The following is a 16,174-nucleotide window of genomic DNA, read 5'->3' on the forward strand; positions in this document are numbered from 1 at the left end:
CGAACCTGGATAGGAGAATCTGAACCCCCATCAACTTTACGCCGTCGTTCCTGAGATTCATGCTTTACCAACCCCTTCGCCTTATGTTAAAGTCGCGATGTCTCCCATTACCAGTCAGGGCGACACTGCGAGTCAAAATACGGCCTAGCCAAAAATGTCCTTCGGGACGCCACGTAGGTGGCAATCTGACTTGCCGAAAGCCCCATTCGGGGCTTTCTTTATTTTATGCGAATGCCCAGGTCAAAACCATAGCTGACAGCTAATGGAAGGTTACGCGCGGCGAATAGCCGTCGCAGGAATCAAGGCCGTCCCGCGCATGCAACAACATATGCCCTCCCCCAACAACAATCCCCCGGCAGCGCCACACAGCGCTGCCGGGGGAAACCCTACAGCAAGCAACCTCTACCCCGACCCGGGACGCCCTTACTCGCCGTCCTCGTATACCACGTTGCCGGCGCAGATGGTGTACTTCACCTTCCCGTAAAGGTCCTCCCCCGCAAACGGGGTGTTCGCCGCCTTCGAGACGAACTTCGATCCCACGTGCCAGCGTTCGCCTTCGTTGAAGATCACCAGGTCAGCGTCGGCGCCTTCCGTAATCGCACCCTTGTCCAACTTATAGAGTTTCGCCGGGTTCAGACTCATCTTCTCGATCAGCTGCATGAGCGTCAGGTGCCCCTTGCGCACAAGATTCGTGATGCCCAGGGCAAGGGCGGTCTCCAGCCCGATGATGCCGCTGGGCGCCTCGGCGAACGGCTTGGCCTTCTCCTCGGCGGAATGCGGTGCATGGTCGGTGGCGATGATGTCGATCGCTCCGTCCTTCAAGCCCTCGATGATGGCGTAACGGTCCGCCTGCGTTCGCAGCGGCGGGTTCATCTTCGCCATCGTGCCCTTCTCCAGCACGGCGTCCTCGGTCAGCGAGAAATGATGCGGCGTGGCCTCGGCCGTCACGTGCGCGCCCATCTCCTTCGCCAGGCGCACCAGCTGCACCGAGTTCGCCGAGCTGATGTGCTGGATGTTCACCCGCGCGCCCGTGTGCAGCGCCAGCATGCAGTCGCGCGCCACCAGCACGTCCTCGGCCAGCGCGGGCGCGCCGCCCAGCCCCAGCGTCTTCGACACGGCACCCTGGTTCACGCCCGGCGACTCGATGAACGCGCGGTCCTCCTCATGGAACGAAAGCGGCAGGTCGAGCTTCGTCGCACGCTCCATCGCGCTCTTGACCAGGGCCTCGTCCATCAGCGGGATGCCGTCGTCGGTGAAGCCCGCGGCCCCGTGGGCGGCAAGCTCCTCCATGTCCACCAGCTCGCGCCCCTGCATGCCGCGGCTGATGGTCGCGCATGTCAGCACGTTGATGCCGCAGCGCGCCCCGCGCTCGAGCACGTAGCCGAGCGTCTCCGCGTTGTCCACGGGCGGCTTCGTGTTCGCCATGCACACCACGCTGGTGAACCCGCCGGCAGCGGCCGACGCGGCGCCGCTTTCGATGTCCTCCTTGTACGTGAAGCCCGGATCGCGGAAGTGCACGTGCACGTCCACCAGGCCCGGAGCCACCACGCAGCCCTTCGCCTCGATGATGCGCTCATAGTCCTCCGAGCGCTGGTACTTGCCGATCTTCGCTATCTTGCCGCCGTCTATCACCAAGTCGAGCACATCGTCGATGCCGCGCGCAGGGTCGATGACGCGGCCGTCTTTCACCAGGATCATAGCGCCTCTTCCTTCAAATGCTCGTACATCACCATCGCGCCGTCGAGAATCGATTCGATGGTGGCGAACTCCTTCTTGTTGTGGCTGATGCCCTTCGCGCACGGGATGAACACCATGCCCGTGTCGCAGATATGCGCAAACGACATGGCGTCGTGACCTGCGCCGCTGATCATCAGACGATGCGGGATGCGCAGGCGTTTCGCCGCGTCGAGCAACTTCTGCTGCGTCTCGGACGACATCTCGATCGGCGGGATGTCGGAGGTTTTCTCGCGGAAGTACTTGAGGCGGCGCTTCTCGCAGATGCGCGTGCACGCAGCCTTCAGGCGCGCCTCCATGCGGTCGAGGCTGGCCACGTCGATGCCGCGCATGTCGATGCCCAGCTCCACCTCGCCGGGGATGACGTTGAGCGTGTTGGGGTGGTTCGTTACGACGCCCACCGTGGCCACGGACTGGTGCATGGCCTCGGACTTGCCGATCTCCTCGACTTCCAAGATGATCTCGGCCGCCGCCGCGAGCGCATCGGAGCGCATGCCCATGGGCGTGGCACCCGAATGCTCCGCGTTGCCGTGCACGTGCACCTTGAAGCGGCGCGGGCCGGCGATGGTGCTCACGATGCCCACGGCGTCGCCGTATTCCTCCAGGACCTTGCCTTGCTCGATGTGCAGCTCAAGGTACTCGCGGATGCCCTGGATACGCTCGGGCGTCAGGCTGTAGCCCTTGCGGTCGAACACCTCGTGCAGCGTTTCGCCCTGCTTGTTCACGGCCTCGCCCACGTCGTGCTTGTAGATCTCCCTGGTGATAAGGCCGCTGCCGATGGTGCTCCTGCCGAAATTGCTGGACTCCTCGCAGCGCATGGCGCCCACGCGGATGGGCAGGTCAACGCCGTCACGTTCGGCCCAGCCCATCACCAGCAGCCCAGCGATGATTCCCGCGACGCCGTCGTAGCGCCCGCCTTCGATCACCGAATCCAAGTGCGAGCCGACCAGCCAGAAGGGCTCGTCCATGCTGTACTGCGGACGGTACAGGTAGGTGTTTCCCACCTGGTCGGCGAAGTGACCGTAGCCCTTCTCCTCGCCGAGCGTGCACAAGGCCCGGTGCATCTCGTCCTCGACCTCGGTGTAGCCGAGCCGGGTCACGCCGCCCGACTCGCAGCTGCCGATGCCGTAGAACCGGTCGAAAAGGTATTCTGCATACTCAACGTCTTCGATAGCGTGCCGCATAGCTTCTCCTTTCGCATATCGGCATAGTAGTCCAACGCGCTGCACCAGTCCGCGACCACCACCGAAACCGCACTTCACAGGCAGAAAGCGCGGTTTGCGCGACGCGATGGGCCCTCGTAGCCGGCGCTTTCCCGGCCGTTGTATTTCGGGCTCGTAAATTCTGCAACAAACCCTTGCAAATAATCGGTATGAGAGTATTTTCATTGAAAGTTTGACCACTTGCAGAATGGGATGGAAATTACTATGCCACACAAAGAAAAAGCTTCCGAGATGAAGCACTACGCCGGCAAAGCCGTGTTCTCCGCGGCCATCGGCCACGCGCTCGACGGCCTAGACCTCATGATCTTGAGCTTCGCGCTCTCCGGCATCATCGCCACCTTCGGCGTTGACAACGCCACCGCCGGCTCGCTCACGTCCATCACGCTGGCGGGCGCCTTCCTAGGCGGCCTGGTCTTCGGCACGCTGGCCGACAAGCTCGGCCGCATCAGGGTGCTCACCTACTCGGTCATCTTCTTCGGCGTGTTCACCCTGTGCTCGGCCTTTGCCCCCAACTTCGAGCTGATGGCGCTGTTCCGCTTCCTGGCGGGCCTGGGCATCGGCGCCGAGTTCGGCCTGGGCATGGCCATCGCCTCCGAGGTTTCCAGCCCCGCTAATCGCGCGAAGGCAACTTCCGCCGTCGGCCTGGGCTTCCAGGTAGGCGTGCTGGTCGCCTCGCTTGCCTCCGCGCCCATCATCGCCGCGTTCGGCTGGCGCGGCCTGTTCGCGGTCGGCGTCGTTCCCGCCATCATCGCCATCATCATCCGCGCGTTCGTGCCCGAGCCGCCCATCTTCGAGGAGCACAAGGCCTCCGGCAAAAAGCACGGCAACCTGGCCAGCCTGTTCAACTCGCCCACGCGCATCAAGTACTCCGTGGTCATCATCATCCTGTGCACCGTGCAGAACGCCGGCTACTTCGGCATCATGACCTGGCTGCCGAAGTACCTCAACGGCGAGCTTGGCCTGAGCCTGACCTCCACCGGCATGTGGACCGCCGTCACCGTCATCGGCATGATGATCGGCATCTCGGTATTCGGCTGGCTGGCCGACAAGGCCGGCCGTCGCCCCGCGTTCTGGACCTTCCAGATCGGCGCCGCCGTCATGATCGTCATCTACAGCCACCTGACCGACCCCACGGCGCTGCTGTTCGGCGGCTTCTTCATGGGCATGTTCGCCAACGGCATGATCGGCGGCTACGGCACGCTGATCGCCGAGCTGTTCCCCACCGAGGTGCGCGGCACGGCGCAGACCGCGCTGTACAACGCCGGCCGCTTCATCGGCGGCGCGTCGGCCCCGGTTGTCATCCCGATTATCGCCGCCGGCCACGGCTTCGGCTTCGCCATCGGCTGCGTGGCCTGCATCTACGTGGTTGCGTTCATCGCCATGTTCTTCCTGCCTGAGAAGAAGGGCTCCGACCTGGAGTAACGGGCTGCGCAAGCGCACTGGACGCAACCCAGGCCTGCAAGGGCCGGTGATAGCCCAGGTCGCAAGCGCCGAACGCGCTATGCCAGTTCGACCGCGCTTGCAAGTTTGCAAAGGCGTCGTCCCTGCAAGGGGGCGACGCCTTTTTGTTTCTGCCAGGGTTTTCCGCTGCTGCTGCGCAACCACCGTTCCCAGCGCTATATGCGGGCTCAAGCAGCAAAAAAGCCCCTGCGCAGCACACGCAGGGGCTTTCAGCTACCTGTTTAAGAAAGCGGTGGGTTACAGACGAACCACGTTGCTTGCCTGGAGCTTGCCGTTCTGACCAGTGGTCACATCGAAGGAAACAGCCTGGCCCTCGTCGAGGGTCTTGAAGCCGTCCATCTTGATCTCAGAGAAGTGCACGAACAGGTCCTCGCCGTCGTTCTGAGAGATGAAGCCGTAACCCTTCTCGGGGTTAAACCACTTAACAGTACCTTCCGCCATTTTAAATCCTCTTTTCTCTCCCGCGCTATCGCACGGGGGTAACACTGCGCGTTGCATGGCGGCAACACTCGCCCTCACCTCGAGAGCACGCGTTCCATCATACGCTAACAGCCAAGGAAAACGTCCGGGAATCTGGCAGGGCGGGAAGATTTAACGTTAGGTTGTCAATGCGGCCGCGATCGGCTGCCAGGCAGGAGAGGCGAGCTGTCCGCTGACGCGCAGCAGCCCAAGCAACCCGCCGCCGGCGCTATCTCGGGCGAAGCCCCCAGAAGGCTACGGCACTGATGGCACTACCTCGCGCGCAGTTCCCAAAACGCTACGGCGCTGGCGGCGGCGACGTTGAGGCTGTCCACGCCATGAGCCATGGGGATCTTCACCGTATAGTCGCAGGCGGCGATGGTCGAGGGGAACAGGCCCGCCCCCTCAGTGCCGAGCACCATAGCTAAGCGCTCGCACTCGGCAAGCCGTGGGTCGCCCAGCGCAAGCGAGCGGTCCTCGAGTGCGAGCGCCGCCACCTTGAACCCGGCCGCATGCAGCAGCGGGACGCCCTCGGCGGCCCATTGGCGCTGCGTGCCGATGCGAGTCCACGGCACCTGCAGCACCGTGCCCTGGCTCGTACGGCTGGCGCGGCGGAACAGCGGGTCGTGGCATGAGGGCGTGACCAGCACGGCATCGATGCCGAACGCGTGCGCCGCGCGGAACGCGCTGCCGATGTTGGCATAGTTGCCCACATCCTCGAGCACGGCGATGCGACGGGCGCTGGCAAGCAGCTGCGCGGGATCGGGCAGCGCGGGGCGCTCGAACGCGGCCACGGGGCCGCGCACGATCTTGTAGCCGGTGACCTGGGAGAACAGGGAGTCGGGAACGCGCAGCGCCGGGCAGTCGGGGTGTTGCGCGAACAGCTTGCGAGCAAGCGGCGCGGCGTCATCGGCCCAAGACTCGCTTACCAGAAAGGAGCGCGGGCGGACGCCTGCCTCGATGGCTGCCGCGATGACCGCGCGCGACTCCGCCATGAACAAACCGGCGGACGCGTCGGGCCAAGCAGCCAGGTCGGCATCGCGCACACGCGCATACGGCGCCAAGCGCGCATCGTTTACGCTGGTCAGATGCTCGTACGGCATGAAGTCGTCCTTTCTTTGCCAGGCGTTTGCGGCAAGGCCATCGTATCGCCCGCAAGGGTCGATCGGTCGAACGGATCGGCAAGTCGTGAGGCCCACGCGGATCGGGGCTGGCGCTGCGGCGAGCCTATTGTTGCAGCAGAGTTCGGCTGGTTTGCGCGATTCGCTCGCGCAGTTCGGCGGGGTCGTCGCCTCGCAAGACCGCAAGCTGGGTCAACGTTTCCTCGAGCAGTTTGCGCACTCGGGCGGCGCTCCACGGTGCGCCCGCGGACGCCGGCTCATCGGTCTCAAGCAGCAACCGGTCAACGGGAATCGCCTGTGCGTAGGCTCGTCCGCGCTTCGATCCCAACATGCGCGGGTTCACGCTGAAGTAGCAGCCCGCCCGCCGCGCACGCGTGAGCTGGTCGGACGTGCCGGAAAACCAATGGATGATGCAGGCGTTGCCCACCATGGCGCCAAGCGCACTCGCACGTTCAAGCACGTCGAGCACGTCATCGACCGCGCGAACCGCATGCACGGACAGCACCTTGTCGCCCGTTCGAGCGCACGCATGAGCGACACACGCCAGCGCATCAAGCTGCGCCTTGCGCGTATCGGCATGACGCGGCGAAAAGTCCAATCCCACTTCGCCAACGAACCGGGTACGCGCAACAAGACCGTACAAGCGATCCCAATTAGCAGCGACGTCGTATTCGCCAACCCACCAGGGATGCAGGCCCGCACCCGTGCGCACGTTGCCCGCGCCGGCAAGCGCAACCCGCTGCTCGGCGAACTCCGCCGGCGTCACCGTATTTGAAAACGCACCCACGCCAGCGGCCGCAAGAGCCCGCGCCGCCTGTGCCGCATCTTCGCAAAACCCCAGGTGACAATGCGTGTCGAAATAAGCGGGCTCGTCCATGCTCATGCGCCCCCGACAACCAGGCACACCACCTTGGTGGACAAGCCATAGCGCTGCTTCACGTCAGCGAGCTTCGCAAAATGCGCCGTGCCCGTATGCGCTTGCTGCGCCTCGCTGCTCGACCAACGCTCCAACAAAAGCACCTGATCGGGCGCATCGACTGGCAGCAAGTACTCATACTGCAAACAACCTTGCTCCGCGCGACTCGATTCCGCCATGCGCAGCTGAGCCAAATCGCGCAGAAGGTCATCGCGTTCGCCCACCGTTACCGTATAGCGAACCTGAAAGAATACCTCGTCGTTCATGAAAGCCTCCCCATAGCCCTTACGCTTCCGGCACTTGGGCTATCTCGCAGAGCACCTTGCCTGCCAGCATCTGACCGAAAATCGGCGGCATGAACGACGCCGTGCCCAGGTTGGTGCGCTCGCGGCGCTCTGCGCCCTCCACGGCGGGGCGCTTCACCGGCTCCTCGCACGAGTACAGCACGCGCAGGCGGCGGATGCCGCGCTTGCGGCACTCCTTGCGCATGACGCGCGCAAGCGGGTCGTTGCGCGTTTCGGAGACGTCGGCGAAGCGCAGGCACTCGGGGTGCAGCTTGTTGGCGCCGCCCATGCTGGAGATAAGCGGCATCCCCGTGCGGTCGGCGTACTCGGCGATGGCCAGTTTTGCGGAAACGGAGTCGATGGCGTCGATGAGCATGTCAACTTTCCCCAGGTAGCGGTCGAGCAGCGGCGCCACGTCGTCGGCGCGCAGGAACATGTCGAGCGCCTCCACCTCGCAGTCGGGGTTGATGTCGTGCACCATGTCGCGCACCACCTCGTGCTTTTTGCGCCCGAGCGTGCTGTGGAACGCGATGGCCTGGCGGTTGATGTTGGACAGCCCGACGATGTCGTGATCGAGGACGATCAGGTGCCCCACGCCGCCGCGCGCCAGCGCCTCCACGCAGTTCGAACCCACGCCGCCCAGACCGATGACCATGACGGTGGCCGCCTCCACGCGGTCAAGGCCGGCGCTGGTCATGATGACCTCAAGCTTCTCGGTGGGCGTGCCGCGGCGCGTGCGGACGCGCAGCGACTCAGCGATCTCCTCCCGCGTACGCGGCGTAGGTGCCGGGGCACCGGCGACCGCCGCTCCGCTCGAGGTCGCCTTGTCCGCAATAGTCGCATTCTCGCTGTTCTCGTTCTCGGCCATGCCGCCCCTTTCGCGCGCGCCGCAAAAGCGGCGGTTTCGTGTTTCGCGTTCATCCTAGCATCACGAACCCGCGCAGCCCTTCAGCGGCCAACATCATCACGGAAGAAGGGGAAGCGCGAGCGCAAAAGCCTGATGTTCGTGCAAACCCGCAAGTCGAGCTAACGCAAAAGCGGGGCGGGCGCGATTGTTGCGCCCACCCCGCTTGCCCGCTACGAAGCCGTGGTGGAGCTTGTGGAGCCGCTGGCCGAGGAACCGGACGAAGAACCGCCCGTGGAACCCGTTGAACCGCTGTTCGACGAGGAGCTTCCCGTCCCCGCGGAGCCGCTGGTCGAGGAGCCGCTCGACGAGCTGCTGGAGTCGCTTGCGCTACCGCTGCCGGAGCCGCCGGTTTGCGAACCGGACGTGCTGCCGGAACCGTTGCCGGAACCGCCGGTGGTGGAACCCGTCGAGCTGCCGGCGCCGCTCGCGCTGCCCGACTCCGTGCCGCTGGTCGACGACCCGCTGGTGCTGCCGGAGCCGGAAGCCGAGCTATCCGACGACGCGGTGCCGTCCTGATGCACCGGTGCGGCGGAATCCTTCGTGGCGGCGCCTTGCTGATCCTGCGTTGCCGACTGCTGGGATTTGCCACTCTGCTTGCCCTTCGTCGTGGAACCGTCGTCGGTTTGCGACGTCGAGGTGCCGGTGAACAGCGGCTCGGTCTTGGTGCCCACGCCTTCGCCCGCCGTCACCAGGTTGATGATGCCCGCGGAAATGGCCACCGCGGCCAGGGCCGACACCACCGACACCGCGATCACTCCGCGCTGCATGCGCTGGCGGCGCAAATGCTCGGCACGGCCGCGCAGCACGCCCGTCTCGCCGCTTTCTCGCAGATCGCGCACGCTGCGGGTAGGGGTTGCGGAAGCGGCCGGGTCGCCGTCTGCAGCCAAGTCGCCAGGCGCCGCCGCGGCACCTGGCGCGGGCATCGCGCCCATCACGCGGGTTGCGGAGGAGCCTTCGCCGGCCGTCGGCATCACGCGGGTTTCGCCCGCAGCTGCGGAAGCGGCCGCCTCATCGAGCGGGCTCAACTCGCGCAGCTTGTCGGCGGAAGCCTGCAAGAACTGCTTGTACACCTGCGAAGCGACCGTGGACACCACCGAGCCGACCGCCACGCCGATGACCGAGCCGGCGATGCCGATCTTCGACGACAGCAACATCGACGTCACCGCCGCCAACGCGCCGGCGGCCACCTGCGGCACGGACAACCCCTCGAGCAGCCCGCCTAGGCCCTTGCGCTTGGACGCCTCCTCCGCTTCAGCGGCTTCCGCAGCCGCAGCGCCGTTCGCGCCGGGCATGCCATTCGCGCCCCCTGCCGCAAACGCACCGTTCGCGCCGGGCATACCACCCGCGCCGGACGCCGAAAACGCGGCATTTGCGCCGTTCACGACAGGCACGCCAGGCGCGCCGCTCCCGCCGTTCCTGCTGGGCACGGCGAACGGCACCGCCACCCGCTGCGTCGGCGCCGGGCGACCCTGAAGCGGATACGGCGCTTGAGCTGCCTGCGCGGGCCTGTCAGCGCGAAGGGGCATTTGCCGCGTTTCGCCCCCTGCCGGCATCCTCGTATCTTTGCCCGCGGTTTGCGGGTTTTCCTGCATATGCGCCATGAGCAACCTCCTCATGCTCGCGTTTACCTGAGCGCGTCTGGCAATCATCGCGCCCGAACCTTGTATTACGCTGAAGGCTACGCGCTTCGTCACCACCCCGATACCCTTTCAGCGAACATTCACCGAAGCGATACCGACCCGTCAAACAACAAGCGCCGAATCCGCGCAAAACCAAGCGAGGCCGGCACCCCGGGGGAGTGCCGGCCTCGCTTCAAGCCGTTTGCAATCGCGAAATCCAGCGCGGCATTCCGCCGCCCTCACGCGACCGAGCGCCATCCAGCGAAACCAAACCGACAGGATCTCGCGAAAAGCCCTGCTCCAAAAGCTCCGGAGGGCAAAGCGGCTCGCCGATTTCACCAGCGAAGCGCCCAGTCGCCCTGCCGCCCCTTACTCCGCGATTTCGATGTGGGGTTGGGGCGCGTCGGCCAGGTCGCCGACGGTCACGCCGTCCACGTATTTCTCGATGACCTCGTCAAGCCCAGCCCAGAAGCGCACCGTGGTGCACACGCCGGCGCGATGGCACGGCTCGGGGCCGTCGAGCGCCGCGCAGGTCACCGGCACCGTGGTGCCCTCGACCGCGCGCAGCACGTCGCCCGCCAGGATATCTTGCGGGTCGCGCGCCAGACGGTATCCGCCGCCCTTGCCGCGCACGCTTGCCAACAGGCCCGCCGATACCATGGGGCGCGCGATCTGCTCGAGATACTTCAGGGACAGCTCCTCGTGTTCGGCCACTTCGCGAAGCGACACCTTCGCCTCGGGCCCCGCCTGCGCGATGCACACCGCCAAGCGCAATGCATATCGTCCCTTCGATGAGATAAGCACGATTCCCCCTTATCGATTCCAACTGCCTTCGCAAAACCACCGAAACGCTCGCCGCGAACCTCGCGCACCGCATGCCGGCTTCCCAACGCCACGCCGAACGCGCGCGCAGCCCAACGCTGCACGCCGCGCCGGCGCCTACCCCGCTCGCCGCCATAACGACCCCCGGTCGCCCGTCGGCTGCGCACATCGTCCGGTGTCGCCCTCGGAATATATAGGTTACACTAGACGTAAAGCATGCGCGTTCACGCTCATTCCGCGGATTGATCCTTTGCAGCAAGCATTTCGCTTGACAAATCCGCGTGTCACGTTATCTTAATCCTATCAAACGTATATGAATAAGCAAAGTCTTATTTATAAGAATTGAGAAGGGGAAGAAGATGGCAGACGAGAACATCCTCCTCAACGTGGCAGGCCTTTCGGCCGCCGTGGATGAGAAGGTCATTCTTCACGACGTCGACCTGACCGTGGGCGCTGGAGAGACCCACGTGCTGATGGGCCCGAACGGCGCCGGCAAATCGACGCTGGGCCACGTGGTCATGGGCGATCCCGAATACACGGTGACCGGCGGCAAAATCACGTTCAACGGACAGGATATCACAGATTTGTCCACCGATAAACGCTCGCACGCGGGTCTTTTCCTGAGCTTCCAGGCGCCGGTGGAGATCCCCGGCGTGCCCGTCAGCAGCTTCCTGCGCGCCATTTCCGCAGGCCGCCCGGGGGTGGGCGACATGAAGGGCAAGCAGTTCCGCAAGCACGTCAAGGAACTTGCCGAGGAGCTGAACATGGACCCGGCCTACCTGGACCGCGAGCTGGGCGTGGGCTTTTCCGGCGGCGAGAAGAAGAAGCTCGAGATGCTGCAGCTGCTGCTGCTCGAGCCAAAACTTGCCTTCCTGGACGAGACCGACTCCGGCCTGGACGTGGACGCGCTGTCCGTCGTCTCGCGCGGCATGGAGGTCTATCGCAAGCGCTGCAACGGCACGCTCGTCATCATCACGCACAACACCCGCATCCTAGAGCATGTGGACGTCAACCGCGTTCATGTCCTGGTCAAGGGCCGCATGACGGCCGAGGGCGACGCGTCCATGATCGCCGACATCGACGAGAACGGCTTCGAGCAGTTCGAGCAGGCCGCGGCCGCAGCCGCCGAATAAGGGGCAGCCATGGCTAAGCAACGCACCGAGGTAGCGGACATCGACCGCAGCCTCTACGACTTTTCATACGGCGACAGTACCGAGAAGCTCGAGGCGGGCCTGACGCCCGAGATCGTCCGCGAGATCTCGGAGAAGAAGGACGAGCCGGAGTGGATGCTCCAGCACCGCCTGAAGTCGCTGGAGATCTACCAGAGCATGCCCACGTCGGACTGGGGCCCTTCCATCGCCGGCCTTGACATGGACAACATCGTCACCTACGTCAAGCCCAACACCGACCAGAAGTCGGACTGGGACAGCCTGCCCGACGACGTGAAGAACACCTTCGACCGCCTGGGCATCCCCGAGGCCGAGCGCAGCTACCTGGCCGGCGTCGGCGCGCAGTACGACTCCGAGCTGGTCTACCACAACATGCAGGACACCGCTTCCCGCATGGGCATCGTGTACTCCGGCATCGAGGAGGCGCTGCACGACCCGCAGTGGGAGCCGCTCATCCGCGAGAAGTTCATGACGCTCATCCCGCCCACCGACCATAAGTTCGCCGCCCTGCACGGCGCCGTGTGGTCCGGCGGCAGCTTCGTCTACGTGCCGAAGGACACCAAGCTGGACTTCCCGCTGCAAAGCTACTTCCGCCTGAACGCGAAGGGCGCAGGCCAGTTCGAGCACACGCTCATCATCGTGGAAGACGGTGCCGACCTGCACTTCATCGAGGGCTGCAGCGCGCCGAAGTACAACGTGGCGAACCTGCACGCGGGCGCTGTGGAGCTGTTCGTCGGCAAGAACGCGCACCTGCGCTACTCGACCATCGAAAACTGGTCGAAGAACATGTACAACCTCAACACCAAGCGCTCCACGTGCGACGAGGGCGGCTCGATCGAGTGGGTGTCCGGCAGTTTCGGCAGCCATGTGGGCTACCTGTACCCCATGTCCATCCTGGCCGGCCGCAAGTCCACGTGCACGTTCACGGGCATCACGTTCGCCGGCACGGGCCAGAACCTCGACACCGGCTGCAAGGTGGTGCTGGCCGCACCGGAGACCTCGGCGTCCATCGAGACGAAGTCCATCTCCAAGGGCGGCGGCGTGTCCACGTTCCGCAGCAGCGTGGTGGCCACGCCGAAGGCCGAGAACTCCGCGTGCAGCGTGTCGTGCCAGAGCCTGATGCTCGACGACCACAGCCGCTCCGACACCATCCCGGCCATGGACATCCGCTGCAAGCACGTCGACATCGGGCATGAGGCCACCATCGGCCGCATCGGCGACGACAAGGTGTTCTACCTGATGAGCCGCGGTATTTCGGAGGAAGAGGCCCGCACGATGATCGTGAACGGCTTCGCCGACCCCGTGTCCAAGGAGCTGCCGCTCGAGTATGCCGTGGAAATGAACAACCTCATCAAGCTGGAAATGGAAGGGGCGATCGGATAATGGGCGCCGACGTTTTGAACAACGTGAACGCGATGCCCGCGCCTACCTGGCATCGCCTTGATATGAACGAGACCGCCGTGGAGCTGCCCGAGGGCCTTTCCTTCGCAGCCCAGGTGGAAGTGGAGGCCGCTGCCGAGCTGATCGGCGAAGCGGGCGCCTTCGACGCGGCCGTGGCCGCGCTGCAGGAGCGCGTCGATGCGGCTCGCGCCGCCGGCCCCGCCGACACGCGCGCCATCCTGAAGGCCGTCGACCCCGACGTGGACCCCGCCGACCTGGATATCCCGGCCTTGTCCACCTACGAGCACAAGGCCGTGCGCCAAGAGATGGCGAACAACGTGGCCGAGGCGTTCGAGTGCGGCATGGGCGAGCAGGCCACCGCATGGCTGGCCGAAGCCGCCGGCAAGGGCGCCGCAACCGTGTTCGCGCCGGCCGCAGGCAAACGCGGCCAGGCCACCGTGCGAATCGCCGGCGTGGACGGCGCCGCAAACGTGGCCGCCATCGACGTGGTGGCCCCCGCGGGCGCAACGTTCGACCTGACCGTGTCGCTTGACTCCCCCGCCGCCGGCAGCGGCGTGATGGGCGTGGTGCTGCGCGTGTTCGCCGGCGAGAACGCCCATGTCAACGTCACGTCCGTGCATACGCTCGACGAAACGTGGATGGCGCTCGACGACACGGGCATCGTCTGCGACGAGGGCGCGTTCGTCACCGTCCGCCACCGCATGCTGGGCGCCGGCAAGTCCTACACGGGCCTGGCCACCGATCTGCGCGGCGACCTGTCGCGCGTGGACGTGGACACCCGCTATCTGGCCGCCGGTCAGGACGTGCGCGACTTCAACTACGTCGTGCGCCATCGCGGCAAGAAGACCCGCTGCAACATCGACGCCAACGGCGCGCTCATGGGCGAGTCGAAGAAGGTCCTGCGCGGCACCATCGACCTGGTGCGCGGCTGCAAGGGCGCCGAGGGCACCGAGCGCGAGACCGTGCTTCTGGTGGACGAGCGCGTGGAGAACAAGACCATCCCCGTCATCCTGTGCGACGAGGACGACGTGGCGGGCAACCATGGCGCCACCATCGGCCATGTTGCCGCCGACCAGCTGTTCTACCTGAAGTGCCGCGGCCTTTCCCAAGAGGCCGCCGAGGGCCTGTTCGCCACGGCGACCCTCGAGGAGACGGCGCTTGCCGTCGAAGACGAAACCGTTCGCGCGGGCGTCGGCCGCCTGGCCGGCCGCCTGGGCATTCCCTATCAGGAGGTGGAAGGCTAGCTTATGTCAGCTTCCGCAAACAACGCAGAGCTCGATCGCACGGCATGCGCCGTGGCCGATGCGGCGCATGCCGCCCAGTCCTCGGCCACGGCCGGCGACATCGTGTGCGCCGCCAACATCGCCGAGAACCCCTACAAGCGCGACTTCCCGCTGCTTGCCAACCATCCCGACCTGGTGTTTTTGGACAGCGCCGCCACCGCGCAGCGTCCCGCCGCCGTGCTTGACGCGCAGCGCCGCTTCTACGAGGAGATGAACGCCAACGCCCTGCGCGGCCTGTACCGCCTGTCGGTCGAGGCCACCGAGGCCATCGAGATCGCCCGCCAGCGCGTGGCGAAATTCATCGGCGCGCCCGACGCGCACGACATCGTGCTGACGCGCAACGCCTCCGAGTCGCTCAACATCGTGGCGAAGGCCTTCGCCCCCACCGTGCTTAAGCCCGGCGACGAGGTGTGCATCACCATCATGGAGCACCACTCCAACCTCATCCCGTGGCAGCAGGCCTGCCGCGCGGCCGGCGCGAAGCTCGTCTACCTCTACCCCGACGAGAACGGCGTCATCACGCCCGAGGAGATGGACGCGAAGATCGGCCCGAAGACCAAGATCTTGTCCGTGGTGCACGTGTCCAACGTCCTTGGCGTGAAAAACCCCGTCGAGGAGCTGGGCCGCCGCGTGCACGAGCAGGGCGGCTACCTGGTGGTCGACGGCGCGCAGTCCACGCCGCACATCCACGTGGACGTGCAGGCCATCGGCGCCGACTTCTTCGCCTTCTCCGCGCACAAGCTGTTCGGCCCGTTCGGCATGGGCGTGCTGTGGGGCCGCGACGAGCTGCTCAACGCCATGCCGCCGTTCCTCACGGGCGGCGAGATGATCGACTCGGTCACCGAGCAGGATGCCACCTGGGCGCCCGTGCCCGAGAAGTTCGAGGCCGGCACGCAGGACGCCGCCGGCATCTACGCCACCGCGGCGGCCATCGCCTACGTGGAGTCGGTGGGCCTCGACGTCATCGCCACGCGCGAGCAGGCGCTCGTGCGCTACTGCATGGACGAGATGGCGAAGCTGCCCTTCGTCACCATCATCGGCAGCCCCGACCCCGACATGCACCACGGCGTCATCAGCTTCAACGTCGACGGCATCCACCCGCACGACGTGGCCAGCATCTTGGACATGGACCAGGTGGCCATCCGCGCCGGGCACCATTGCGCGCAGCCGCTGCTCACCTGGCTGGGCGTGGAGAACCTTGCCTGCTGCCGCGCCAGCCTGGCGTTCTACAACGACAAGAAGGACGTCGACGCCTTGATCGAGGGCCTCGGCAACGTTTGGAGGACCTTCAATGGCTAACATCTACACCGCCGCGCTCATGGAGCACAACGCGCATCCCGACTACAAGTACGACATGGAGGGCGCCACCGACGAGCACGAGGGCGTGAACCCCAGCTGCGGCGACGAGATGGTGCTGAAGCTGCGCATCGAGGACGGCGTCATCGAGGAGGCCGCGTTCACCGGCCACGGCTGCGCCGTCTCGCAGGCATCCGCCGATATGATGGCCGACCTTGTCACCGGCGAGACCGTCGAGGAGGCGCGCCGTCTGTGCAGCCTGTTCATGAAGATGGTCAAGGGAGAGACGCTCACCGACGAGGAGAAGGAAGACCTCGACGAGGCGGCCCAGCTGGAAAGCATCAGCCACATGCCCGCGCGCGTGAAATGCGCCGAGCTGGGCTGGCGCACCCTGTCCGAGATCATCGGCGAATAGGGGCGTTTCCCAGCACCGCCGCCATTCCCTATTCAACAAGTAGGGAATTATTCGGTTGTCGGTA

At 65.4% G+C, this 16,174-nt stretch carries 15 protein-coding genes; 6 read left to right on the forward strand and 9 right to left on the reverse strand.

The annotated features are described in order from the left end of the window. Positions 1-423: 423 nt before the first annotated feature. Both DW178_RS09095 and DW178_RS09100 read right to left on the reverse strand, forming a co-directional pair. Positions 424-1,698 (reverse strand): dihydroorotase, encoded by a 1,275-nt coding sequence (locus DW178_RS09095; RefSeq protein ID WP_199669282.1) that lies wholly within the window; start codon positions 1,696-1,698, stop codon positions 424-426. Then, a complete protein-coding gene (locus tag DW178_RS09100) occupies positions 1,695-2,918 on the reverse strand; it encodes a hydantoinase/carbamoylase family amidase (protein WP_118350772.1) in 1,224 nt (407 codons plus the stop codon). Before DW178_RS09100 ends, DW178_RS09095 begins: the two co-directional genes overlap by 4 nt. A 243-nt stretch (positions 2,919-3,161) precedes the next feature. Between DW178_RS09100 and DW178_RS09105 the strand changes: the two genes are divergently transcribed. Then, positions 3,162-4,379 carry an MFS transporter gene (locus DW178_RS09105; protein ID WP_199669283.1) on the forward strand — a complete coding sequence of 406 codons (1,218 nt, stop codon included), beginning with the start codon at positions 3,162-3,164 and terminating at the stop codon, positions 4,377-4,379. A 276-nt stretch (positions 4,380-4,655) separates the two neighbouring features. Here DW178_RS09105 and DW178_RS09110 read toward each other — a convergent pair whose 3' ends face one another. The 7 genes from DW178_RS09110 to DW178_RS09140 form a co-directional block, all read right to left on the reverse strand. Continuing rightward, the gene (locus DW178_RS09110) at positions 4,656-4,859 is read right to left on the reverse strand and encodes a cold-shock protein (RefSeq protein ID WP_042436473.1); all 204 of its coding nucleotides are present in this window, start codon (positions 4,857-4,859) and stop codon (positions 4,656-4,658) included. 290 nt (positions 4,860-5,149) lie between these two features. Next, complete coding sequence (locus DW178_RS09115) at positions 5,150-5,980, reverse strand: TrmH family RNA methyltransferase (protein ID WP_118350776.1); 831 nt, start codon at positions 5,978-5,980, stop codon at positions 5,150-5,152. A 124-nt stretch (positions 5,981-6,104) separates the two neighbouring features. Further along, positions 6,105-6,881 (reverse strand): TatD family hydrolase, encoded by a 777-nt coding sequence (locus tag DW178_RS09120; RefSeq protein ID WP_118350779.1) that lies wholly within the window; start codon positions 6,879-6,881, stop codon positions 6,105-6,107. Continuing rightward, positions 6,878-7,180 carry a putative quinol monooxygenase gene (locus DW178_RS09125; protein WP_118350781.1) on the reverse strand — a complete coding sequence of 101 codons (303 nt, stop codon included), beginning with the start codon at positions 7,178-7,180 and terminating at the stop codon, positions 6,878-6,880. Before DW178_RS09125 ends, DW178_RS09120 begins: the two co-directional genes overlap by 4 nt. A gap of 19 nt (positions 7,181-7,199) precedes the next feature. Next, complete coding sequence (locus DW178_RS09130; RefSeq protein ID WP_286168629.1) at positions 7,200-8,066, reverse strand: tRNA threonylcarbamoyladenosine dehydratase; 867 nt, start codon at positions 8,064-8,066, stop codon at positions 7,200-7,202. A 209-nt stretch (positions 8,067-8,275) separates the two neighbouring features. Beyond that, the gene (locus tag DW178_RS09135; protein WP_147363856.1) at positions 8,276-9,397 is read right to left on the reverse strand and encodes a hypothetical protein; all 1,122 of its coding nucleotides are present in this window, start codon (positions 9,395-9,397) and stop codon (positions 8,276-8,278) included. A gap of 696 nt (positions 9,398-10,093) precedes the next feature. After that, the gene (locus DW178_RS09140) at positions 10,094-10,528 is read right to left on the reverse strand and encodes an RrF2 family transcriptional regulator (RefSeq protein WP_118350785.1); all 435 of its coding nucleotides are present in this window, start codon (positions 10,526-10,528) and stop codon (positions 10,094-10,096) included. Between the two features lie 377 nt (positions 10,529-10,905). Here DW178_RS09140 and sufC point away from each other — a divergent pair, with 377 nt between their 5' ends. From sufC to sufU, 5 genes are read left to right on the forward strand one after another with little or no spacing between them, the layout of a single operon-like run. Next, the gene (gene sufC, locus DW178_RS09145; RefSeq protein WP_042436489.1) at positions 10,906-11,679 is read left to right on the forward strand and encodes a Fe-S cluster assembly ATPase SufC; all 774 of its coding nucleotides are present in this window, start codon (positions 10,906-10,908) and stop codon (positions 11,677-11,679) included. A 9-nt stretch (positions 11,680-11,688) separates the two neighbouring features. Continuing rightward, positions 11,689-13,098 (forward strand): Fe-S cluster assembly protein SufB, encoded by a 1,410-nt coding sequence (gene sufB / locus DW178_RS09150; RefSeq protein WP_114620940.1) that lies wholly within the window; start codon positions 11,689-11,691, stop codon positions 13,096-13,098. Next, positions 13,098-14,360: a SufB/SufD family protein gene (locus DW178_RS09155; RefSeq protein WP_118350787.1), complete on the forward strand. Its 1,263-nt coding sequence runs from the start codon at positions 13,098-13,100 to the stop codon at positions 14,358-14,360. Before sufB ends, DW178_RS09155 begins: the two co-directional genes overlap by 1 nt. Before the next feature lie 3 nt (positions 14,361-14,363). Next, positions 14,364-15,698 carry an aminotransferase class V-fold PLP-dependent enzyme gene (locus tag DW178_RS09160; protein WP_118350789.1) on the forward strand — a complete coding sequence of 445 codons (1,335 nt, stop codon included), beginning with the start codon at positions 14,364-14,366 and terminating at the stop codon, positions 15,696-15,698. After that, positions 15,691-16,110 (forward strand): Fe-S cluster assembly sulfur transfer protein SufU, encoded by a 420-nt coding sequence (sufU, locus tag DW178_RS09165; protein WP_118350791.1) that lies wholly within the window; start codon positions 15,691-15,693, stop codon positions 16,108-16,110. Before DW178_RS09160 ends, sufU begins: the two co-directional genes overlap by 8 nt. Positions 16,111-16,174 lie beyond the last annotated feature (64 nt).

This window comes from Eggerthella sp. AM16-19, assembly GCF_003474385.1.
GTDB lineage: Bacteria > Actinomycetota > Coriobacteriia > Coriobacteriales > Eggerthellaceae > Senegalimassilia.